This is a genomic window from Vagococcus sp., from assembly GCF_052102835.1.
GTDB lineage: Bacteria > Bacillota > Bacilli > Lactobacillales > Vagococcaceae > Vagococcus.
On sequence record NZ_JBQEIL010000016.1, the window covers coordinates 1 to 24,262 of the forward strand.

General features: G+C 33.1%; 22 protein-coding genes, 1 CRISPR repeat array and 1 riboswitch. Of the genes, 3 read left to right on the plus strand and 19 right to left on the minus strand.

Annotation, left to right across the window (positions count from 1 at the left end):
* Window positions 1–108: 108 nt before the first annotated feature.
* The 6 genes from ACTJFD_RS11175 to xerD all read right to left on the minus strand — a co-directional run bounded on the left by ACTJFD_RS11175 (window position 109) and on the right by xerD (window position 6,178).
* Window positions 109–2,001 (minus strand): acyltransferase family protein, encoded by a 1,893-nt coding sequence (locus tag ACTJFD_RS11175; RefSeq protein ID WP_442261613.1) that lies wholly within the window; start codon window positions 1,999–2,001, stop codon window positions 109–111.
* A 262-nt stretch (window positions 2,002–2,263) separates the two neighbouring features.
* Complete coding sequence (locus tag ACTJFD_RS11180; RefSeq protein ID WP_442261614.1) at window positions 2,264–2,839, minus strand: ECF transporter S component; 576 nt, start codon at window positions 2,837–2,839, stop codon at window positions 2,264–2,266.
* A 120-nt stretch (window positions 2,840–2,959) separates the two neighbouring features.
* Window positions 2,960–3,089, minus strand: a riboswitch (FMN riboswitch).
* Window positions 3,090–3,141: 52 nt separating this feature from the next.
* Entirely contained in the window at window positions 3,142–3,897 is a 756-nt protein-coding gene (locus tag ACTJFD_RS11185) for a pseudouridine synthase (protein ID WP_442261615.1), read from the minus strand.
* Window positions 3,897–4,502: an SMC-Scp complex subunit ScpB gene (gene scpB / locus ACTJFD_RS11190; protein ID WP_442261616.1), complete on the minus strand. Its 606-nt coding sequence runs from the start codon at window positions 4,500–4,502 to the stop codon at window positions 3,897–3,899. The genes ACTJFD_RS11185 and scpB overlap by 1 nt, the downstream gene beginning before the upstream one ends.
* Window position 4,503: 1 nt before the next feature.
* Window positions 4,504–5,256: a segregation/condensation protein A gene (locus ACTJFD_RS11195; RefSeq protein ID WP_442261617.1), complete on the minus strand. Its 753-nt coding sequence runs from the start codon at window positions 5,254–5,256 to the stop codon at window positions 4,504–4,506.
* A gap of 19 nt (window positions 5,257–5,275) precedes the next feature.
* Window positions 5,276–6,178, minus strand: coding sequence for a site-specific tyrosine recombinase XerD (gene xerD / locus ACTJFD_RS11200; protein ID WP_442261618.1), 903 nt, complete (start codon window positions 6,176–6,178; stop codon window positions 5,276–5,278).
* A gap of 154 nt (window positions 6,179–6,332) precedes the next feature.
* On the opposite strand from xerD, the gene ACTJFD_RS11205 reads away from it, so the two are divergent.
* A complete protein-coding gene (locus ACTJFD_RS11205) occupies window positions 6,333–7,082 on the plus strand; it encodes a hypothetical protein (protein WP_442261619.1) in 750 nt (249 codons plus the stop codon).
* Window positions 7,083–7,140: 58 nt separating this feature from the next.
* Here the strand turns inward: ACTJFD_RS11205 and fur are convergent, their stop codons facing one another.
* The 7 genes from fur to dnaE all read right to left on the minus strand — a co-directional run bounded on the left by fur (window position 7,141) and on the right by dnaE (window position 16,948).
* Window positions 7,141–7,596: a ferric iron uptake transcriptional regulator gene (gene fur, locus ACTJFD_RS11210; protein ID WP_442261620.1), complete on the minus strand. Its 456-nt coding sequence runs from the start codon at window positions 7,594–7,596 to the stop codon at window positions 7,141–7,143.
* A gap of 115 nt (window positions 7,597–7,711) precedes the next feature.
* Entirely contained in the window at window positions 7,712–8,578 is an 867-nt protein-coding gene (locus tag ACTJFD_RS11215; protein WP_442261621.1) for a CvfB family protein, read from the minus strand.
* Entirely contained in the window at window positions 8,575–9,141 is a 567-nt protein-coding gene (locus tag ACTJFD_RS11220) for a GNAT family N-acetyltransferase (RefSeq protein WP_442261622.1), read from the minus strand. Before ACTJFD_RS11220 ends, ACTJFD_RS11215 begins: the two co-directional genes overlap by 4 nt.
* 77 nt (window positions 9,142–9,218) lie before the next feature.
* The gene (locus tag ACTJFD_RS11225) at window positions 9,219–10,373 is read right to left on the minus strand and encodes an MFS transporter (protein WP_442261623.1); all 1,155 of its coding nucleotides are present in this window, start codon (window positions 10,371–10,373) and stop codon (window positions 9,219–9,221) included.
* A gap of 295 nt (window positions 10,374–10,668) precedes the next feature.
* On the minus strand, window positions 10,669–12,423 hold the full coding sequence (gene pyk, locus ACTJFD_RS11230; RefSeq protein WP_442261624.1) for a pyruvate kinase: 1,755 nt from the start codon (window positions 12,421–12,423) through the stop codon (window positions 10,669–10,671).
* 52 nt (window positions 12,424–12,475) lie between these two features.
* Window positions 12,476–13,438 carry a 6-phosphofructokinase gene (gene pfkA, locus ACTJFD_RS11235; protein ID WP_442261625.1) on the minus strand — a complete coding sequence of 321 codons (963 nt, stop codon included), beginning with the start codon at window positions 13,436–13,438 and terminating at the stop codon, window positions 12,476–12,478.
* A 183-nt stretch (window positions 13,439–13,621) separates the two neighbouring features.
* Window positions 13,622–16,948, minus strand: a complete 3,327-nt coding sequence (gene dnaE, locus ACTJFD_RS11240; protein ID WP_442261626.1) for a DNA polymerase III subunit alpha — start codon at window positions 16,946–16,948, stop codon at window positions 13,622–13,624.
* Window positions 16,949–17,065: 117 nt separating this feature from the next.
* Between dnaE and ACTJFD_RS11245 the strand changes: the two genes are divergently transcribed.
* Complete coding sequence (locus ACTJFD_RS11245; protein ID WP_442261627.1) at window positions 17,066–17,254, plus strand: YjzD family protein; 189 nt, start codon at window positions 17,066–17,068, stop codon at window positions 17,252–17,254.
* A 60-nt stretch (window positions 17,255–17,314) separates the two neighbouring features.
* Here ACTJFD_RS11245 and ACTJFD_RS11250 read toward each other — a convergent pair whose 3' ends face one another.
* From ACTJFD_RS11250 to ACTJFD_RS11260, 3 genes are all read right to left on the minus strand, one after another.
* Window positions 17,315–18,511, minus strand: coding sequence for a multidrug efflux MFS transporter (locus ACTJFD_RS11250; protein WP_442261628.1), 1,197 nt, complete (start codon window positions 18,509–18,511; stop codon window positions 17,315–17,317).
* Window positions 18,512–18,562: 51 nt separating this feature from the next.
* Window positions 18,563–18,820: a hypothetical protein gene (locus ACTJFD_RS11255; protein WP_442261629.1), complete on the minus strand. Its 258-nt coding sequence runs from the start codon at window positions 18,818–18,820 to the stop codon at window positions 18,563–18,565.
* 173 nt (window positions 18,821–18,993) lie between these two features.
* Window positions 18,994–20,433 carry an NCS2 family permease gene (locus ACTJFD_RS11260; RefSeq protein ID WP_442261630.1) on the minus strand — a complete coding sequence of 480 codons (1,440 nt, stop codon included), beginning with the start codon at window positions 20,431–20,433 and terminating at the stop codon, window positions 18,994–18,996.
* A 344-nt stretch (window positions 20,434–20,777) separates the two neighbouring features.
* On the opposite strand from ACTJFD_RS11260, the gene ACTJFD_RS11265 reads away from it, so the two are divergent.
* Window positions 20,778–21,770, plus strand: coding sequence for a hypothetical protein (locus tag ACTJFD_RS11265; protein ID WP_442261631.1), 993 nt, complete (start codon window positions 20,778–20,780; stop codon window positions 21,768–21,770).
* Window positions 21,771–22,009: 239 nt separating this feature from the next.
* Window positions 22,010–22,375: a CRISPR direct-repeat array (repeat unit 36 nt; unit sequence GTTTTACTGATAAGAAATTATTGAGAGTACAAAAAC).
* 26 nt (window positions 22,376–22,401) lie between these two features.
* Here the strand turns inward: ACTJFD_RS11265 and csn2-St are convergent.
* The 3 genes from csn2-St to cas1 form a co-directional block, all read right to left on the minus strand.
* A complete protein-coding gene (gene csn2-St, locus ACTJFD_RS11270; RefSeq protein WP_442261634.1) occupies window positions 22,402–23,433 on the minus strand; it encodes a CRISPR-associated protein Csn2-St in 1,032 nt (343 codons plus the stop codon).
* Between the two features lie 8 nt (window positions 23,434–23,441).
* Complete coding sequence (cas2, locus tag ACTJFD_RS11275; RefSeq protein ID WP_442261632.1) at window positions 23,442–23,735, minus strand: CRISPR-associated endonuclease Cas2; 294 nt, start codon at window positions 23,733–23,735, stop codon at window positions 23,442–23,444.
* 26 nt (window positions 23,736–23,761) lie between these two features.
* On the minus strand, window positions 23,762–24,262 hold a 501-nt coding region (gene cas1, locus ACTJFD_RS11280), incomplete at its 5' end, for a type II CRISPR-associated endonuclease Cas1 (RefSeq protein WP_442261633.1).

Sequence of the window (24,262 nt, forward strand, 5' to 3'; positions counted from 1 at the left end):
AGTTGAAGAAAATAAAGACCTTATAATTTTTGTACAGAAAAGTGTTGCCAATTCACATATTATAAGATAGATAGCCAAGCAAGACAACTCTTATCCTCCTAATTAAAATTAAGAAACAGTTTGTAAAATCTCCTTTGCTAAAAGGTGACTAAAGATTGCTGCTCCATCATGAGTCATATGAACATTATCTTCATCAAACCATGAACGTTGTCCTGATGATGCTGTTTTCCAATCAATTAGATGCGCATTGTCATATCTTTCGACAGTATCATTTAATTCGTCATTCACTATTTTTTGCCACGATCTTTCAACCATTGTATTGACAAAGAAAACGGGTCTCTCTCCAAAATAAGTCATTAATTGATCAATATCTTTACTATTAAAGCTACCATTAGTCCCTAAAACAACCACCACGATATCACCAATTTCATTTTTGTCTACCATTTTTTTAACGACAGGAGGACTATCAACTAATTGGCGTCCCACTTCCGCATTCACAATCATTTTTGGAAAAATCGTTTGTAAATCCGGCGCTGCACTTAACAAGACCGAATCACCAATCGACGTGACGTTTAATTCTTTCGCTTTTTCTTTTTCTTCTGAGGTTAAATCATAGGAAAGATCTACTGCTTCTATGGTTTCTGTTGTTTGAGTTTCTTTCAGACTACTTGTTGTTGTTTCCTCAACTTTATTTTCGTCCGTTTGATTTGTTTTCGGTTGTTTTTCTTTGTTTTCTTTATTTGCTTTTTCAATTATTTTTTGATTACTTGCTAATTTTTTTTCTAATTCAAGACTGCTTTCGTTCCTACCCGAAGAAGCCTCTACAAAAGAAAGACTAAATAAAACCAACAAACAACCAAAAATACCAATTGCAATTTTTTGCTCTGTCGTTTTAACTAGTTCTGTCCATTTTTTTCTTTCAACCTTTTTAAAAGTTAATTCTATTTTATATCGCATCACAACACGATACATTAATTCTGATAAAATTAAAATAATTATCATTTGAACGAAAAAATGGAACCATATATTATTTCCATCAAGTTTCATCAATGTTTCATAAATAATTAAAACCGGAAACTGAACTAAATAAATTTCATAACTACGAGTACCAATCCAATCAAAAACCGGATTAGTGAACAAACGGTTCATCAGCTTAAATTGAATAATACTGAATAAAAATACTGCTGAAAATAAGCTAAAAATAAACATTCCGCCTCGATAAACAAAAGCTTCATTATCAGGTAAAAAAATAAAACCTAAAATAATAACAAAAAAGGATAATCCACCAATCACTAATCCTTGTATTTCATTTAATTTTTTTAGTTCAACTTTTTTATCCCGTATTATTAAAGCTAAATAAGCACCCATTAACACAGAAAAAAGGCGAGTATCTGTTCCATAATAGATTCTATTGATTGTTTCAGGTGTATAAAAAGCAATCATTAAAATTCCAGACAATACTGTTAAGATTGCCGTTACGCGTCGTAATAATTTGCGTGAAGGATCCTTATACATCGTTAGCGCAACAATAATTGGCCATGTTAGGTAGAATTGGCCTTCAATAGATAATGACCAGAGATGCGTGAATGCCGATTGATTTGAAAAACGATCAAAATAAGAAGAGCCATTCATTATTTGCCAAAAATTATTAACATTGAATAAACTCGTCAAAGTAATACTTCTAAAATTGGTTAAAAAATCTTGCGGCAAAAATAAAGCAACCGCTCCAAAAACAATAAAAAGTAAAATTAACGAAGGATAAATCCGCCTGGCTCTTCGATAATAAAAGTTAAATAATTTTATTTTTTGACGAGCTTCCCACTCTGTTACTAATATCTCAGTCATTAAGTAACCGGAGATGACAAAAAATAGAGGGACCCCTAGATATCCCCCTGGCATAGTATGAGGCATTAAATGATAGATAATAACCCCTAGAACTGCCAATGCTCTCATTCCAGTAATTCCAGTAATGTAGTTACGTTGCTTCATAGTGACATTCATTCCTTCTATAATCAGTCTTACAAGTTTATTTCAAATTGTTTCAATTGTTTCAAACATTTCAAAACTTTCAGAAAAAAAAGAGTCATTTCCCCCTGAAAAAACATTAAAAACAGCAACTTTAACAACAAAAACAAACTTTTTGTTCTGCATTTAAACCATCGTCTTCAAATTGTAACATATTGGTAATGAAAAAGAAATAATAAACACATAAAAAAGGGAATCTTAAGAAGACTAACCTCCAAAGATTCCCCCAAAAAACTTTCTATTTATATGATACACTAAGTCTCTTTTTTAGAACAGGAATAAGACTTTTAAATGTTAAAGCAAAAACGACACTGACAAGAGCTCCTTTAATCAAATTAAAAGGAATAACCCCATAAACGACCATTTGTTGGATTGATATCCCAAAATCTAATTTCAAAACAAAAAGATAAAGTGGCGTAATAACAAAATAATTTGCCAAAGCCATAAACGCTGTCATTAATAACGTCCCCGCAACGGTCCCTTTAACTAAATTCCATCTGTTTTTTTCCTTTTTCAAAAAGTAATAGATTGGCAATAAATATAAACTAGAAGCTAAAAATCCCGCAATATTTCCAACCAAGCTTCCCAAATTAGCACCACTAATAATAATATTAAGTAACGATCGGACAAAGGCAATTATGATGCCTGCTAATGGTCCGTAAATAAAAGTACCTATCAAAATTGGAATATCACTAAAATCAACTTTTAGCCACGGAAAGGTTGGCAAAACAAAAAATTCTAACTTTAGTAAAATAAATGCCATCCCCGCTAGCAGTGATAGAACAACCATCTTTTCCGTTTTTGTTTTTCTCATTGAAAATCCTCCTATTGGATCATCTTACGAGACTATTCAACGCCATAAAAAAATAGGCTCTATCTTTTCGCCACCAATGCACGACAAAATAGCACCTATCTGATTACATTATCAAATAAGCTCTATCTTCTTTACTCCAGACTCTAACTGTCGGTTTTGGAATTTCACCATATCGACCTTGCAAACGGTTTGCAAAGTTCGTGGACTTTAACCACCGGTCGGGAATTACACCCTGCCCGTGAAGACGACCTTTTTTTATTTTTTTATATCCTCAATTATACTCTCTTTTACTCAATAAGCAATTATCTCGTTTCGCGTACACGCTTTCGACCAGTTTTAAACCCTTTAGCATCAACTATCAATTGACTAACTTCTTTTTTAGGTAATTCACGGTAATCTCCTGAATTTAATCCTTGAAGCGTCAAATGACCAATCTGCTCTCTTTTTAATTTTAAAACTGGAAAACCTATCGCTTCAAACATTTTTTTCACTTGATGGTTGCGACCTTCATGAATCGTTAACTCAACAATTGCAGTTCCTTTTTGCATATCCACAGATTTTAGTTTTGAAATAGCTGGGGCCGTTTTACGTCCCTCAATAACGACACCTTCATCCAAAGCTTTTAATTGCTGCTTCAATGGCGTTCCTTTAATTTTAGCAATATATACTTTAGGAACCTCATGACTTGGATGCGTTAGAAGGTTTGAAAACTCTCCATCATTTGTCATTAAAAGAATACCAGATGTATCATAATCCAATCTTCCTACAGGAAAAATCCGCTCCGGAACACCTGGAAAATAATCCGTAACCACTTTCCGTCCTTTATCATCACTAACAGCTGAAATAACCCCTCTAGGCTTATATAATAAATAATAAACGGGCTGTTCTTGATAGACCGGAACACCGTCTACTTCAAGATGATCGTTGGCCGAGACCTTAACCCCTAACTCTGTTACAACTTTACCATTTACAGACACTCGTCCTTGAATAATCAATTCCTCAGACTTTCTTCTTGATGCTACCCCACAATGGGCTAAAACTTTTTGTAATCGTTCCACTATTTTTCCTCCATCTCATTTTCTTCAAGCTCTGCAAACTTTTCTTTAAAACGATCTAAAAATAAATCATTCGGGATTGCTTTTTCTGCTTGTTCTTCTAACTCCATCACTGGAGGTAAACTATCTAAACTTTTTAAACCAAAATAATCTAAAAAATAAGGTGTAATTCCATATAAGATAGGACGACCAGGACCTTCTTTACGACCTTTTCCCATAATCAATTGCCGGGCTATTAACTTTTGAATAGAACCCGATGACTGGACGCCTCTAATCTCCTCAAGTTCCATCCTTGTGATTGGTTGCTTATAGGCAATAATCGCAAGACATTCGACTGCAGCTTGTGACAAGGAATGAGTAATAGAGGAAGAAGCATATTTTTTCAATAAAGAAGCCTGTTCTTTTTTAGTTGTCATTAAAAAATGATTGCCAATTTCTAAGATGCTCAACCCTCTATCTCCATCTTCCAAATATTTAGTTAATAGTTCATGAACTAGTTTATAGGTCACAGCCGTCGGTTCCTGAAGTAAATGAGCTAATTCTTCTAAAGAAATCCCCTCATCTCCAGAAACAAACAATAAAACTTCAATCTGACTTAATTTACTCATCTTAAACCTCAATCTCTTTTTTACAGGCCAGCTGAATCGGACCATTCATATTTTCTTGAAACGCAAGCAGTTCGCCTGCTTTAATTAATTCTAGTAATGCCATAAAAGTAACTACGACTTCACTTCGTGTAAAGACTTTAAATAATTTTTCAAATAAAAAACTATCTTTAGTTGAATGTGCTTTTACTCGGGTTAAAATATCTAACATTTTATCTTCAATTGTAAAATTTTCACTGGTAACACTCACTTCTTCAAAACCATCGATTTCTTGACGATTCACAACATCCTGAAAGGCTAAAAATAGATCAATAATAGTCACTTCGTTTGGTTTCAACAAAGGAATATCTTCCCGATATTCATCTAAATTTGTCGGTTCTTTTGTATAGAAATGATCTCGTTCAACTTCTTTTTCTTTTAATATTTTCGCTGCATATTTATATTTACGATATTCTAATAATTGATTAACCAAAGCCTCTCTCGGATCTTCTTCTAAAAAATCATCTTCTTCTAAAACCATTGAAATTTGTGGTAGTAACATTTTACTTTTGATTGACATCAAGGTAGCAGCCATTACGATATACTCACCCGCTACTTCTAAATCAAGTGATTTCATTGACTGAATGTAAGACATATATTGTTCCGTAATCTCTGCAATCGGAATATCATAGATATCGATTTCTAACGTTTTAATTAAGTGAAGAAGTAAGTCTAAAGGACCTTCAAATACTGCTAATTTTACATTTAATTCATTCATATAAAAATTCCCTTACTTTTTATGCTCGTGGAAAATGTAATTTATAAACATCAGCCATTCGCTTTTTACTAATATGAGTATAAATTTGAGTGGTTGAAATATCTGCGTGACCTAGTAATTCTTGAACAACTCTCAGGTCAGCCCCATTTTCCAAAAGATGAGTCGCAAAACTATGTCGAAGAGTATGAGGAGTCACTTCTTTGTCTACCCCAGATTCAACAACATGAATTTTCAAATTTTTCCAGATGCCTTGTCGTGAAAATCCTTGCCCAGCATAATTCAAAAATAAAAAAGGCGGCTGTTCGCTTTTCTTCTTATTTTTTTCTAACAGAAACGGCCTTGCTTCATCTAAGTAGCGTTCGACCCATCGTATGGAAAGGTCACCTAAAGGTACAATCCGCTCTTTGTCCCCTTTACCCGTTGTCTGAAGTAACCCTAAGGACAAATGTAAATCGTCCAACTTTAGCGAAATCAATTCACTGACTCGAAGACCCGTGGCATACATCACTTCCAAAATAGCACGATCTCTCATCCCTAAAACAGTCGAAGTATCCGGTGTTTCAATAATCTGTTCCACTTCTTTAATTGACAGTGTTTTGGGTAACTTTTGTTTCTTTTTAGGTGTATCGATATGCTGCATAGGATCCGTTTCACAAAAACGTTCTTGTCTTAAAAACTGGTGAAATCTGCGTAAACTAGAAATCATCCTGATAATCGTTGCAGACGATTTCTGTTCTGCTCTTAATTTTTCTAAAAAATCAAGAACCAAATAGCGATCAATATCATCCCATTTTATAATTTCATTTTTTTCAAGAAATTCTAGATAATTTCTCAAATCACGACGATAACTTAAAATCGTATTTTCGGACAGACCACGCTCAATTTTTAAATAATGAAGATACTCTTCAAAATCATTTTTCATCGTCATCCCTCACTAACGTTACTCATTTTAACAGTTTTTACCTCCAAATACTATTATTATGTAAACTATTTTAAAAATATCGACGACTTAGCATAGACTTTTATAACCGTTACCTATACAATAATAATATTGTATAGGAAAGGAGTGTTAACATTTGTTTCCAAAGAAAACCACTTATGATTATCTTAAGTTGTTTCCTTTAATTGGTGTCAGTAATAAAAAATACCATCATCAATTAATTGAATATTTCAAACAAAAGAAAAATTTCTATGAACTTGCAGTCTCTTTTATCATTCCGACTGTTCTTGTTTTAGCCACTTTTTTCTATTTTTATTTTAATTTATCCATACTAAATGGCATACTCGTTACTTTTGGCCTTATCTTTTTAAGTTTTTTTATTATTTCTGTTCCCATTTATTATGCCGCTAGTCGTCCCATTATACGTAAAGAGCAACAATTAGCTAATGAAATTGATACTCATTTAACTGAACTCGCCAATCAAGGTTTTTTTTCAAAAGATGCCAGAGCAAGACGACTCCTTAATCAAGAATTTCAAATCGTCAAACTTGGACCGGTCAGACATCAAGATATTCACTTAATTTTAAATAATGAAAAATTGAGTTTTTGTGAATTTTCTTTTTTAAACCGTCTCACAAAACAAGTCATAAAAAAGAAAACTATTTTTTATGAAAAACAACCTTTAAAACCAATCATTTTAGTTACTCTTTATTTGCTAGATGAAACTAAGCATTTTGAACAACAAGTCACCTTTCCAATCGAATTTGAACTCGTTAATGGACTCGTTAGCGAACAAATTGTTTTCTTAGATAAAGAAGACTATATTGTCAATCCAAAGATATTTATTGATAGTTATCACTTTCGAAAACTTTACCAATTAAAATAAGAGCAGCGAACAAAAATTCCAAAAAGCCTTAACCTTTCGGTATTTTCGTTCACTGCTCTTATTTTTTCGCTTCTTGACACTTCTTACAGACACCATGAAAAGTTAAACGATGATCTTTGACTTTAAATTTAAAGTCATGTTCAACAATAATTTCTACATCTGTCAGTAAATCTTCCTCAATTTCTTCAATGTTTCCACATTCTAAACATAGTAGATGATGATGGAAATGCTTAGCACCTTCTTTGCGCATATCGTAGCGCGCCAAACCATCATTAAAACTTACTTTGTCCAAAACTTTTAATTCTGTTAACATCTCTAACGTACGATAGACCGTTGCCAAGCTAATCTCTGGCGTTTTCAGTTTCACCAACATATGAATTTCTTCCGCTGACAAGTGATCTTTTTCATTTTCTAATAATACGAGAACGGTTGCCTCTCGTTGTGGAGTCAATTTGTAATTTGCTTCATGTAATTGTTTTTTTATTTTACTCAGCATTTTTACAGTTTTTTCCATTTATTTACCTCACCCTTAATTGTAGTAATTATAATCAACAAAGCTTTACTCTCTACTTATCTCCTATTAAATTATAATTTATATAATTAGTAAAAGCAACCATTCTCAATTAAGTTTAACCTTTGTTGACCAATCGAGTTATACCCTCTTCTTGTGTTATCATTCCTTTTTTCATTAAAGAACCCAACGCTCGTTTGAATTGCGCTTTACTGATAGCAAAAGTTGCTTTGATTTCATCAGGTGTCGATTTATCAGTAAACGGGATTTCTCCAGTCGCACTTTGATTTAAAAAGGTTAAGATCATTTGTGCATCATCCCCAATTACTTCATAGGCTCTTGGTTTTAATGAAATATTTAATAATCCATCAGGTCTGACCCCAATAACGCGACCATTTATCTGCTGACCTAAACGAGGCTCTAATTCACGCTCTGAAGGATGAATAAACGCTAAGTAGAAGTCTTCTGTCAAAACATATGTCCCCACCAATTTCACTCGATAGACAACACCTTTAACATCTTTGTTATTCATAATTTCTCGTTTTGCCGGGCGAGACATCGCTAAAAATTGCTTATCTTCAGCTAAAGTTGCCCACACTCGATCTTTTTCATCTACTTTGATTTTTACTAAAACATGATCACCTTTTTTAGGCCATAGTTCACTCATTGCTGGCAATTCATCAACTGACAATAGGATTTCCTTATCTTCTAAACCAATATCTACAAAAGCACCTAAATCTTTTCTTGTTGATACCACAGTTGCAAAGCCATAGTGATCTTTGCGAATTTTAGGTATTTTAGTCGTAAAACGTAAATTATCTTTTTGATTTCGATAAGCAAAACCTTCTACAAAATCACCAATGTTTAGCGACTCTGTTTCAGATTTTTCTAACGAAAAAGTCATGCCATTTTTTTGGACAAAATAACTCGTTTCATTTTCATCTGTAATTAACCCTTTCCATACACTTGCTAATAATTCTTTCATTTAATTACCCCATTTTCATTCATTTTAATGTCGAGCTCTGGTGCAAAATGTTGATAAAGCTCTTTAATTTTAACTTTTAACACTTTTTCATCTTCTAATTTTTCACCCGTTTGTAACACACAGTAATCCACACCCACAATTTGTGTTTCTATCGCTGTCAATTTAACACCATGCCTCAAATAAAACGCAATTCTTCGCTGTCTTAATTTTTGTTCATGACCACTCGCGCTTTTAGGATTTTCGCATTCTAATATTAAATGTTGTTTTCTCGTTTCCTTTTGAATCCATTGTAACATCTGACTTCCGTATCCCAAAGAACGTTTTTCTTCAACAATCGCAAAATAATCCAACATTAAATATTTTGGATGGTCCCAAATAAAACAAGCATAGCCAACCAGCTCTCCATTCACTTTCATCATATAGCCACTGTAATGCTGGTCTAACCATAAAGAATGAAGCATCGCCCACTCTTTTAACTCATTTTCCGGAAAATCTTTTTTCATATATTTGAAATAAATAGTTTTCATTTCATCTAAATTTAGTTGATTATATTGAATATCCATCTTATTTTACCTCTAATTTTAGTCTCTTAAATGAATAAGGAAAGAAGGTTTAACACACCTCCTTTCCCTATTTTAGACTATTTACTTGGCTTTTTCCAAAATAATGACAAAATACTTGTAAATAATAAAATAGCAGCTGATACATAATAGGGATAAAAATGATTAATATCAAATAACATTCCCGACATCATTGGCCCTACTATATTCCCGATACTTGTAAACATTGAGTTCAAGCCGTTTACAGTTCCTTGCTTATCTCCTGCGTAACGTGACAAGTACGTCGTAATTGCTGGTCTTAACAAGTCAAAAGCAAGGAAAATAATAAAGGTACATAATGCAACCACTATTTTATTTGAATTGACCGCTATAATTCCGATAAATATCGCGCTTGCGAAAAAAGCCACCCGAATTAAGCCTACTTCACCAATATGTTTAATAATACTATCAAAAAAGGCAATTTGACAAATCAATGCTAAAACACCACTCACTGTGATTACTAAAGATATTTCTGTCATACTAAAATTAAAATTAATGGTCGCCATGATGCTATAAATCGATTCGAATGCTTGTAAACCAAACGATGAAATCAAGATTATAACAAACGGAAACGCAAATAATGGATTTTTTAATATATCAAAAAATGAACCTTTAGAGCTCACTTGACCATGCATTCTTTTTTTCTCGGGTTCTTTCAAAACTAAAATTGATAATAGCGCTCCGATTGCTCCTAAAAAAGCAGCTGTAAAAAAAGGTAAGCGTTCTCCATAATGGGCTATAAAACCACCTAACCCTGGACCGATAATAAAACCACCACTAATAGCAGCTGAAACTAATCCCATCGCTTTAGGTCGTTCTTCAAATGTTGTTAAATCAGCGACATAGGCCGTCACTGAAGGCATGATCAACGCGGCAGCAATTCCTCCTAGCGCTCTTGAAAAATAGAGCCAGTTCACAGTATGCCCCAATCCAAAGATTACTTCAGAAATAGAAAAAATACACATTCCTACTACAATAATCTGTTTACGACCAACCTTATCTGATAGATAGCCTGCAATTGGTGACATTAACAGCTGAGCGCAAGCTAAAACTGAAACTAACAGTCCCATTGTGGTACCACTCAAATGCATGTGTTCTTTTAAAATAGGCATAACCGGAATAACCAAGCCTGCTCCTAGAAAAACTAAAAATAAATTTAAAATAGCTAAATAAAGCATTGATTTTTTATTTGCCAATTTTCTCCTCCCCTTTCTTTTTTAACATAGACTAAACCAGTTTACACTATTTAATCTATAAAAAACTAGTCTCTTTTTTAAATTGATTCATTTTTTACTAATTTTCAACGTTAAAAAAGAAAGAAATAAAAAAGGAGAAACTCTTACACTCTTGATACCTCTATCATTTTATTCAAACCAGGATCTCCCCACACCATTTGACGAAGAAAGCAAAAACATCTCCTGCTAAATTCATTTTAAACGAATTCAACAGAAAATGTTTTTTATTATGTTTCATTTTTTGAGTCAAGTAAGATTAAATAATTGTTTCGCCTTCAAAAATAAGTCCTTGACGAGGATCTAAAGTAATCACTGTTTCATTTTTAATAACTGTTGTTGCTTCTTTAACACCAACAATAACTGGAATTCCTTGAGCAATTCCAACAACAGCTGCGTGTGAAGTTAAGCCACCTTCTTCAACAATTAAAGCAGAAGCCTTAATGATTGCTGGCATATAATCTTTATCTGTTGTTTTAACAACTAAAATAGCATTATCTGTCATGTTTTCATTTGCTTCTTCTGCAGAAGAAGCTACAATTGCTTTTCCACAAACCGCATGAGCGCCAATTCCTTGACCGTCACATAATTTTGATCCAATTAACTGAATTTTCATTAAGTTAGTCGTACCTGTTTCACCAACTGGAACACCAGCAGTAATCACAATTGAATCACCATCTTTAGCAAAACCAGTATCTTTAGCAATTTTTGTTGCTAAATTAAACATATCATCTGTATTTGATGGACGTTCTGAAACTTCAGCAAAGACACCCCAGTTTAATGACAGACTTCTTGCTTCACGAGCACCAAATGTCAAAGCAACAATATGTGCATTTGGACGATATTTAGAAATCATACGCGCTGTACGACCAGATTCAGTCGCTGCAACAATAGTTTGGATACCTAAGTTACGTACGGTATGTCCTACAGCTTGACCTATTGCTTCAGTCATATCAGAACGATTATGTAATTTCAAAGCATAAGCATCACGATCAACTAGAACACTTTCTGTTTTAACAGCGATATTATGCATTGTTTTAACCGCTTCAACTGGATAATCACCCGCAGCAGTTTCACCAGATAACATAATCGCATCGGTACCATCGTAAATTGCATTAGCAACATCTGATGCTTCCGCACGTGTTGGACGTGGATTACTTTGCATTGAGTCTAACATTTGAGTAGCAGTAATAACTGGTTTACCAATAGCATTACATTTTTTAATCATTTCTTTTTGAACGATTGGTACATTTTCAGTTGGAATTTCAACTCCCATGTCTCCACGAGCAACCATTAAGCCGTCTGATACTAATAAAATTTCATCTAAATTATCAATACCTTCTTGACTTTCAATTTTAGAAATGATTTGAATATGTGTTGCGTTTTCTTCTTCTAAAATTTTAGTGATTTCTAAAACATCACTTGCAGTACGTACAAAACTTGCAGCGATATAATCTACATCATTTTCAATACCAAAACGAATATCAGCCGCATCTTTTTCAGTAATACCTGGTAAATTGATGCTTACGTTAGGCACGTTGACACCTTTTTTATTTTTTAAGACACCTTCATTTTTAACTAAAGTCACTAACTCATTAGCTGCTTTATCAAGTTCAGTTACTTCTAAATCGATTAAACCATCATCTAAAAGAATATGGCTACCTACGTGTACATCATTGATTAAATCTTCATAAGTTACAGAGAATTTTTCTCTTGTTCCTTCAACTTCTGTCATTGAAATACGAACACTATCACCAGTATGGAATTCTACTTTTCCATCCTTCATGTCGTTAGTACGGATTTCAGGACCTTTTGTATCTAATAAAATTGCAATTGTTTTATCTGTGATCTTCGCTGCTTCACGAATATTCTTAATTCTTTGGCCATGTTCTTCAAAATCACCGTGTGAAAAGTTCAAACGCGCAACGTTCATTCCAGAATTCATTAACTCTACTAAAGTTTCCACTGATTCACTAGCTGGTCCAATTGTACAAACAATCTTTGTTTTTTTCATTACAAAACGCTCCCTGTATATTTATTTTATATATAAATTTATTCACACAATTTTAATAAGAGATTTGATTATTTATTTCGTATAAGCTAACATCCGGTTGATGCTTTTTCTTTTCTAGTGTTTCAACGATATCTGATGCAATGACTTCATTGTTTAAAATCCCGATACATAAACCACCGCGACCTTCTTTTAATAAATCAACTGCATAAGCACCAAATTTACTTGCTAAAACGCGATCTCTCGCTGTTGGAGAACCACCACGAACAATATGTCCCAATACAGAAACACGAGCGTGAAAATCACCATGTTCGGCTAATTCTTCTGCAAATTGTTCTGCCGGCATTACACCTTCAGCTAAGATAATTAAACAATGTTTTTTACCACGGTCACGACCTTCTCTGACCTTTTGAGCTACTTTTGCCATATCAAAGGTATGTTCTGGAATAATAATAGCATCTGCGCCACCAGCAACCCCCGCCCATAAAGCGATGTCGCCTGCGTCGCGTCCCATAACTTCAATAATGAACGTACGTACATGAGAAGTCGCAGTATCACGAATTCTATCAATAGCATCTAAAACTGTATTAATGGCTGTATCAAAACCAATTGTAAAATCCGTTCCTGGTATATCATTGTCAATCGTTCCCGGAATACCAACTGCTGGGAAACCTCGTTTGGTAAGAGCTAGGGCGCCATGATAAGAACCGTCCCCACCAATCACAACTAAACCTTCAATTCCAAATTTCTTTAATTGTTCGATTCCCTTTAATTGACCTTCCTCAGTCACAAACTCTGGGTAACGCGCAGAATACAAACACGTTCCGCCTCGTTGAATAATATCCCCAACATCTGGTGTATCAATTCGCTTGATATCGCCGGCTACCAATCCTGCATAACCGTAATTGATACCATAAACTTCCATTCCTTCAAAAATTGCTTTACGTGCTACTGCTCTTATGGCAGCGTTCATTCCTGGGGCGTCTCCACCACTGGTTAATATAGCGATGCGCTTCATACAATTCTTCACCTCAACTAAATTATGATTACAATCTTAATAATGTATAAAATACTTAAATCCAAAAACATTCTACCATTTTTTCACGTAAAAGTCTTTTAATAATCAAAAATTGTTGAAAAAAATTTGAAAACTCTCCATTTGCTCACCAAGTCTTCGGCTAACTGCACAATTTTTTAGGCGTTACTGAAAAATGATTGTTTTCATACCTAATAATTCTTGCACTTCAAAAATTAGTTTTTCAGACTCTTTTACCCAATATTTTGCTTCTAACATTAGAGGTTTTTTTGGTGAATCTAACACCACGATAACAGGATGGTTTCCTGAATACTTTATTAATATTTTTTCTAATTGAGCAAATTTTAGTGAATGATTATTTTCTTCCGTCCATTTAATAAAACATTTTTTTTCGGAAATACTTTGTTCTAACTCATTGGCGGGAATAATTTTTGTAATGATAACTTGTTTTTGTTGATTATAGCGACTTAATTCTACGCGCCCTTCCACATAGTATACTTCATTTTCTGGAATCGAAAATTGAAGTTCACGATATAATTTTGGAAAAACAGTCAACTCTAATTCACCACTAGTGTCATTGGCATTTAAAAAAACCATTGACTCTCCTTTTTTCGTTCGAATTTTTTTAACTTCTGTTAAATAAATTAGGAGTCGTGTTTTTTCTCCTACTCTCACCTTTTGAGCAAAAGATGTTTGATATATCTGCTGCAGCTGTTTAAATTTATCCGTTGGATGTCCTGACAAATAATTTCCTAAATAAATTATTTCTTGCTCTAGTTTTTCATTCGTCGTAAAATCAATCGTCTTTTCATTTTTTAAACTCAGAAAACCTAGTAAATCAATGCTTCCACTACTGTATTGAATATTTTGAATTAAGCTAGCTAAATCAACTACTAATTGTTTTCGATTACTATGGAGCTGATCAAAAGCGCCACTATAAATCAAAGGTAAGATATACTCTTCTTTCAACCATTTTTGATCTAGACGAAGTAAAAAGTTTTCTAAGGATTGAAAAGAACCATTCTGTTTTCTTATCTCAGTGAAATGTTGAATAAAATCGCGACGAAGCCCCTTTATTGATGAAAAACCATATAAAATTTTCCCTTTAAATTGAGTAAAGCTTATTTGGCTTTCATTTATTCGAGGTGGTAAAACTTTTATTTCTAATTGTCGCGCTTCTAATAAATAAGTTCCTAACTTACCTTGTGAATTTTTAACAGAATGCAACAAGGCAATTAAAAATTGAACCGGGAAATGAACTTTTAAATAAGCCATTTGATAGGCTAAAACAGAATAAACCACTGCATGTGAACGATTAAATCCATAATTTGCAAAAGTTTCTATATAATCATAAACACGATGAGCGAGCTCTTTCGTGTAGCCTTTTTCAATGGCTCCTTTTACAAAATGTTGGCGCTCTTGATCCATCGTTTCTTTTTCTTTTTTACTGATAGCTCTCCGTAGCATATCGGCTTGACTCAGACTAAATCCTGCCATCTCAGCAACAATCTTCATCACTTGTTCTTGATAAACGATGACACCATACGTTTTTTCCAAAATAGGCTCTAGTTGTGGGGTTAAGTAATCAATGGCTTCTTTTCCCTGTTTACGAGCAATAAATAAATCAATATTTTTCATAGGTCCTGGTCGATACAAAGCGTTAACCGATGCGATATCTTCAATTGAATTTGGTTTTAATTTTTTTAAAACTTTTTTTATGCCATCCGACTCAAATTGAAAAATACCATCTGTTTGCCCCATTCTAAAAAGAGCAAGTGTTTGTTCATCATCTAAAGGGATATCTTCTAAAAGCAATTGATTTTTCCGATCATAATTGATTGAATCCAATGCATTATTAACAATCGCTAAGTTACGCAGTCCCAAAAAATCCATCTTCAACAAACCGACACGTTCAACATCTCCCATCGTAAATTGAGTCAATGGGATATTAGTAGAGCTTGTTTGCAGTGGTACAAAGTTCCTAAGATCTTGATCACTAATGACGACACCTGCTGCATGGGTCGAAATATGTCTCGGAAGCCCTTCTAATTTCAACGCTGTTTTAAACAAAAGCTGCTGACGTTCATTTTTATTCACTAACGCTTGTAAGGCTCGTGATTGTTGCAACGCTTCTTTTAACGTGATTTTAAGCACGCCTGGCACACTATTTGACCACTGACTCATTTCGCTTTGAGAGAGACCAAAAGTCCGACCAACATCACGTAAAGACTGCTTAGCCGCTAGCGTACCAAACGTGGCAATCTGTGCGACGTGAAATTCACCATATTTTTGATAAACATATTCCAAGACAGCCTCTCGACGATTATCAGGAATATCAATATCAATATCAGGCATTGTATAACGTTCTGGATTTAAGAAACGTTCAAAAAGCAAGTCGTAACGAATAGGATCTACCTGAGTAATTTCCAGAACGTAAGCAACAAGTGACCCTGCTGCAGACCCTCGACAAGCCGTAATAATATTGTGCTCTCGTGCGTATTTCATAACATCCCAAACAATTAAAAAATAATCATCATAGCCCATGTCATGAATAATATTCAACTCATATTTTAAACGTTCCTGGTAATCAATCAACGACGACACTTTTCGTTTTTTCAATCCATCTTGACATAATTTTTTTAGTAAATCAGCTGCATTTTCAGATTCTAGAATAGGATATGCAGGCAATAATTTTTGATTTTGAAGTAATTCTACATGGCACATGTCGCTGATTGCTTGATTATTTTTTAAAGCTTGAAGCAACTCAGCTTTTTTATAAAACTCATTTCGTCTCTCACAGGTCTTTAAATAGTAAGGGCCTGGTTTTTGTGAAAAGACAGGCTCGCTTAATTTTTCTCCGGACTGAATATGACGTAAAACTTCATACGCAAAGTAATCTTCTTGTGACAAGTATTGAAGAGGTTGACTAGCAACTGTTGCTATCCCTTGCTTCTCTAAAAATCCAAGCCAATTTTTTTCAGTAAACAACTCACTTTCGTCAATCGTATGATAGACATCAACTTTAGCAAAAAGAGACGTTACATAAGATTGCCACTCACTACTCTCATTTTTTTCTGCCTGAAAAACACGATACCATTCACTTGCTTCACAAGGGATAATCATGACTAAATCCGCTAAATGTGGTTTTATTTTTTCTATATCAAAATCTTCTATCGCAGTACTTTCATTTCTTAACGAAACAATTTTCAATAAATTACTATACCCTTGTTGATTCTTTGCAATGAGTACTAAACGACAAATAGATGTTTCAAAGAAGGAGGATTGATAATCTAGAGTTACTCCAAACAAAGGATTAATGCCACTTCTTCGACAAGCTTTATCAAACTCAAAAACACCTGTCATTGTATTTAAATCAGTTAACGCTAAAGATTGGTAACCAAATTCTTGACTTTTTTCAACTAATTCATCTATTTTTATTGTACTATTTAATAACGAGTAACTGCTCATCACTTGAAGTTGTCCTGTTGACATTTATCTTCCTCCCTTTCCAATTTAGTGTAACATAATTTCACTCCAGATAAAGCAAGACAACTCTTTACTTTTAAGTAAACTCTTGATAAACTTAATGACGAAAAGAGGTGCACAAACATGGGGAAAATTGTTATTCTATTTTGGTCATTTTTATTAGGTCAAGTTGTAGGTTATATCGGTGGTGCCCTTAATAGTGGTTCTTATAACTTTATCGAAACTACCATCGTATCTCTGATTGCAGCTGTTCTAATTATGATAATAGGAGAAGTTGCCTTACCTAAAAAGAAAAAAGAAGTCGCTCGTTAAAACGATGATAAAAAGAGTAAACGAACTATTAAATAGTTCGTTTACTCTTTTTCTTATTTGCTAATCGCGACGAAAAAGTTCTCCCTTGAAATTAAAAAGGGTTAAAATAATATTTAGTATAATCAAAATAGCTGTCGCAACAAAAACAAAACGATAACCATATAATCCAGCGACAGAGGATCCTACAAGTGGTCCTGCTACTTGTCCTAAATTGGTAAACATCTGGTTAAAACTAAAAATACGGCTGACACCCTCTGGTGGTGTTAATTTACTGATAATTGTATTAATTGATGGCATTAAGGCCCCGGTTGAAAAACCGAGTAAAAAGCGTAGGGCTCCTAACTGAAAAGTACTTTTTACAAGTGCCATGGGGAAGATACATAAGACAGACAAAACTAACCCCCAAAACAAAATACGATGATTTCCAACCTTATCTCCTAGCTTTCCTAAAAAAGGGGAAGAAACAAAAGTTGAAACTCCCGCAATTGAAACAATTACCCCACTAACAAAGAGGATATTTCCAGTATTACTTCCTAATTCCCTAATATATAGAGTCAGAATAGGACTAATACTTGTCATTCCTATTTGTAAAATTAATGTTGTAATAAATAAACCAATTAATATTTTAGGTTCTTTAACCAATTTAAAGACATCTTTTGTCGATAACATATTTTTCTTTTCAATCGGTTCAAAATCTTCTTTTACAAAGATAATCGTCAATATCGTATTAATCAATAAAATAATTCCTGTCACGATAAACACATTGCGAATGCCAACAGTTTCAGCTAAAAAGCCACCCATCATTGGACCTATCAAACTTCCTGCAACAGCTCCTGTTGCTAGTGTTCCTAGTGCCCAACCATTTTTTTCTTGCGGTGCTTGAGAAGCAATCATCGCCGTTGCATTAGGTACATATCCTGATAACGTACCCGTTAAAAAACGCATGACTAAAAGCCAAAAAACGTTTGGAACGAAAGCTAACGATCCCATTGTTATGGTCATCCCTGCAGCGGCTCTAATCATCATCAACTTCCGACCTTTTCTATCAGCCAAACTTCCCCATAAAGGAGAGACAATTGCTGCTGAAAGAGCCGTAACACTGATGGCTAAGCCTGAATACAACTCTACTCGATCTGGTGCCGCTCCTAACTGCTCAATATAAATAGGAATAAAAGGCATCACTAAACTAAAACTTGCTCCTGTAAAAAAACAGCCTATCCATGCGATATATAAATTTCGTTTCCAATCAATGGTCATCTTGAATCATCCTTTCTGTCATGTTTCATTTTAAGAAAAAGATGAATAGACTTAACTTTTTTTCCGACTTTGTAAAATATGTAGAGAATGATTTATTTCTGATTCAATTAAAGATAATTCATCATTAAAATCAGAGATGTTTTGCCGAACGTTTTTTTCAATCAATTGACCTTTGATTTTTTTTAAATCATTCGACCATTGATCCTTATTTTTCACAATGCGATAGTAATCATCAAAGTCATCAATTTTCATTTCAGATAACTTTAACGGAAATTCATTTAATCTCACTTTTTTTCTAAAAAAAGCCATCTTCATTCACTCCATTATTTTTAAAACTGATACTATCTTACCCTATTTTCTAAACTTTTACTAATAAAAAAACAACATTTATTTCAACCTGAGTCATCAAATGTATCAAAAAACGCGTAGTTTTAAGAGCTACGCGTTTTTATCATTTATCTTATTTATTTATAAAAAACAAACTAACTAATAAAAGCCATGACGACAAAGTTTAAAACAAATAATCCCGTTACAATCCACAACACTGGTGAAACCTCTTTTGTTTTTCCTTTAACGGTTTTAATAATAACGTAGAAAATAAAGCCTGCTGCAATACCGTAAGAAATACTATAGCATAATCCCATAAATATTGAGGTAAAGAATGCAGGAATAGCATCTTCCAAATCATTCCATTTTATTTCTTTAAATGAAGCCAACATCATAACACCCACTAAAATTAACGCTGGAGCGGTAGCTTGAGCTGGAACCACACTAACAATTGGAGCTAAAAAACTACTTAATAGGAACAATACGGCTACAGTAACCGATGTTAAGCCAGTTCGTCCACCTGCACCTATCCCTGCTGCACTTTCAACAAAAGTTGTCACATTCGATGTTCCAAAAATAGCTCCTGCTGAAGTCGCTACTGCATCTGCGAATAACGCTTTATCCATTTTAGACTTAAAACCACGACTATCTTCCATAGCTTCTTCATCTTCTTTAGAAAAAATACCTGTGCGACGTCCAGTACCAATAAACGTACCAATCGTATCGAAAATATCTGACAAACTAAACGCTAGAACCGTTAACAATACTTGAGGTATTTTTGAGGCATCTGAAAATAAAGAGGGAAGTCCTTTCGGTCCAAAAGCTGCACCAAATGTCGTTCCTAATTCTTTAAATGAACTTCCCAATGAGTTTTCACTAAAATTAATTGCTGATAAATCAACAACACCCATCGGGATAGCGATAATCGTTGTTGCGATTATCCCAATTAAGATGGCACCCTTCACATCTCTTATAATTAAAATTGCTGTTAAAATCAAACCAATCACAGCTAATAATATCGCTGGATTATTAAAATTAGCTAACGCTGGAACAATTCCTCCATTAGAAACGACATTTACCGCTTTATCTCCTTCAACGATTGAAGAAACAATACTTCCTTGATCTGAAGTGAATTGTAAAAGACCCGCATTTTTAATTCCTACATAGGCAACGAAGATACCTATTCCGCCACCGATTGCGTGTTGTAAACTTTCTGGTATTGATTTAATGATTAATTTTCTAAATTTCGTGACAGTAATTAAAATATTGATTAAACCACATAAAAACACCATCGCTAGACCTTGTTCCCAACTATACCCAAGACCCATAACTACTGTAAAAGTAAAAAAAGCATTTAAGCCCATTCCAGGCGCTTGTGCATAGGGAACATTTGCAAACAGTCCCATAATTAGTGTCCCTATTGCCGAACTAATAATCGTTGCTAGAAAAACTGCTTGAAAAGGCATTCCAGATAATGATAAAATAGACGGATTGACAAACAAAATATAACTCATTGCGAAGAAAGTAGTCAAACCTGCCATAATTTCTGTTGAAACTGTAGTTCCATGCTCTTTTAACTTAAAAAACTTTTCCATTTCTTAACATACCATCCTTATTTTTGTTTTTTTGTTCGTTCTTTAACCTGACAAACTAAATTATAACGACTTTTTTAAAATAATCAAGGGAATCGTGTATGTTTTTTTTATTTTTTTGATTAATGTTCGTGTTTAGGGTTTAAAAAATAGATTTAAGTAACTATAAAAGTTTTTATTACCTTTTTAAACGTACTTAATGAAACATTGTTAATTATGTTATATAATGTAAATAATGACATTTATGTTAAATAGCGCAATAAAGATTGACTTTTATTAACTTTAGCTAATAATATTGTATATAAGTGTTTTTAATAAACCGCCAGTTTAGACTAGGAGGAGTCAAAATGAATATCTTCAAGAAAATTAAGCAATTAAGATATCTAAGTGATGACATCAAGATTGCTAATCAAGAAATAAATGACCTTGAAAATAAAATCGATAAACTAAGTGATATTCTTTTAAATAAAGAAACACTATATCAAGAAATAAAAAAGGATTGGATTATCGAAAAATCAAGGGATCGAATCGTTCAACAGGAAATTGATGAAATTAATCAGAAAAGAATGCTTAATGGTATTAACCACTTGAGTAGTGTTTATGAACAAAATAAAAAGAATAATCAAGAATTAATCGAAGATAATCAAAAATTACTAAAAGAAAATCAATTCTTAAAGCAATATAAAAATTCATTAACCCATGCTTTAGATACTTTTGATCGTGATTTTCCAAATACGATTAACTTTGAACGACTTAGCTTATTAATTAACGATATTACTCCAGATAAAGATTTTTCACTCACTTTACAACTTATCGATAATTTAAGTTTCGAAGCGACACAAACTTATGAATTAAAACAATTGATTGAGCAAACAAAAATCGAAGTTAAACAATTATTGAATAATTATCGTGTGAATTATATTGATAGTAAATACTATGCGGTTTACCACTTGTTAATCTTAGGTATTCAAGACTCTTTCCAATTTATATTAGAAAGCAATCGTTTCAAAAACTTACATGAAACAAAAACAGAAACAGAAAATATGTTAAAACAATATTTTTCCATTGCTGTAAAAGGGAATGAATCTGTCTTACTTCCGATCTTCACCCCTTTACTTTTCAAATTAGAGCCCCTTTACTTAAAATTAATTACTTTAGAATTTCAATTTAGAAACCAAACCGAAACTAACATGGAAAAAAACTATCGTCCAACTACAATGACTGAAACAAAAAAAAGCAATCTCATTAGAAAGAAAAAAGTCGTTCAACCGATGAATGCGTATCAACAAAAAACAGAAGACTTTCCAAATGATAAACTCATAAAACTTAGACATCCTTAAACTAGCTAGCAACAATAAAACGCACCAAAAACAGAAAGCTCATTTACTGTTTTTGGTGCGTTTATTTACTTTGATGTTTTTCAAGTATTGTTTTAACAATGGTCCATCCACCCCGCCCCACCAAACGTTCTTACACGTGATTAGTCAGCTTGATAGAGAAAGGTCATTCTTCTTATAAAATACCTGCACTCGTATTAGAGGGCCAAATACACATAGAATATAGTCAAGTCGTTCAAAAAATTTTACTGATAAGAAATTATTGAGAGTACAAAAACAGTTCGCTCTCGTCCCACTCGTTTTTATCGTTTTACTGATAAGAAATTATTGAGAGTACAAAAACTGATAAAGCTGGAGTGTCTGTAGATGCTGCGGTTTTACTGATAAGAAATTATTGAGAGTACAAAAACAACTCGTCTATCATACTTATACTTGTCTCAGTTTTACTGATAAGAAATTATTGAGAGTACAAAAACATTTAGCTGTTTCAGTATCGTATAATTTACGTTTTACTGATAAGAAATTATTGAGAGTACAAAAACATCCGCCCGTTTACGATTGAATAAAGAACTGTTTTACTGATAAGAAATTATTGAGAGTACAAAAACCTCAAATTGATTAATCTTTTAAGTAGTTAATCGTTTAAAAATGCTTTCTCTAACAGTGATAAAGAGTCCACCGACGTCTCGATGTTAACTTTAATTTGTAACAAATTATTTATTACTTTCAATAATACCACATCTTTAGAACTAATATAATAGTCTGAACCTATATCTTTTCCGATTAAATGAGAGATACGATAAAAACTAGCAACTAATTCCGATGGAGTCATTTTAAATTCCTTTGGATAGTGTCGCTCAATGCTTTGTTCAAAAAACTCATATTCAAGCATTTGCTCGTAGTTTTCATATAATAGAACTGTTTTTCCAATGTCTTCCATCGTATAATTTAAATTCAATTTGTGATTAGAAAAAATGAAAAATTTAAGTTGTTTCGTATCAGTAGAAATCTGTTTTAGCCCATCATAGAGGTATTGAAAGTCTTGCATTTCTAAAAAGCTTTCAGGATTAATTATAACGAGCCATACTATTTCTTCTTTTCTATTAATCATTGTTCTCAGTAATTTTAGGTACTCATCTAATAATTCACCCGGATTAAGCATTTCTAACGGATAATGTCGTTTCTCTGTAAAATAAGAGAATTTCAAATTATTTTTCAATATATCTGTAAATAACATAGATCCTAAATTACTACTAATTGAATTTGAAAATTGAGAGATGTAATTGTTTAATATCGTCTCTAAAATAATTAATTCATCATTTATTCTTTCCATTTGCCTAGTGATCTCCACTTTGTGTTGTAATTCTTGAATTTCTTGATACATCAGGTTATCTTTAGTAAAAGATAACTGATTATAAATACTCTTATCATCTTCTAAAAACATCAAATTTGTATTTTTACCTTTTAATAACTTTCCTCCATAGTATACTTCTATACCATTTTCACCATAAATTTCTTCCTCTAGGTCACTTAAGTTTTTCGATAAACTAAATCTTTTTAATGATCTAATTATTTTCCTCTTCCACTTATTCTGACCACCTACAAAGAATAAGTAGTCGACTAAATTCAACTCGATAAAACTTCCATTCTCATATTCTATTTTCATTTCAGTCACTAAATCACCACCAATCTGTTTGAACCCACAATTTCTTCCTGTTTACTCCGATTTCCGGCAAGTAAAATCATATCTTGGAACTGTTTTTCAGAAACATAAAGCAATCTAACATTACCCCCTTTAGGTACAAATCGTTTTAAAATACCTTCATACTTCTTTAAAGAACTACGGTTCGGTAAACTTCGATAATAAATTGAATATTGTAACATCACGAATCCGTTTTCTAATAGATTCTTTCTAAAAATTCGATACTCTTTTTTCTCACTATTTGTTTCTGACGGTAAATCAAACATGCATATTAGTCTCACACGCTCATAACTCACTTCCTTTCACACTCCATAAAATTGATTAAGCTAATTTCCATCAAAAAGCTTAAATCTTCTTTTTCCATAGACTTGATAAATGAAATAACATAATCAGTCATACATTGATTGATATATATTTTCTTATTGTTAATCATAATTTTCTGGTTAAGGAAATCAATCAGCTCAATTCTACTATCATAAGTTAGATACTTATCTCCCTTAGATAAAATTTGTTTATGGATATAGTAATCCATTAATGGTCTAAAAGGCTCCATTAAATCATCAACTAAATTAAACGAATTATACTCATTTCTATGGAATACACCAAGCATAGGTAATAGACCTTGGGCAACAACACATCTTGCCATCTGTGCTCTAATGATTGCATAACCATAGTCCATACAAGCGTTTGGCAAACTATCATCTTCCCTCGTAAACCCGATTCCATAATGAGAATTAAATGAATAGGTTACACTTAGTTGAACAAAAAAGATAAGGTGTCTATACTTAATAAA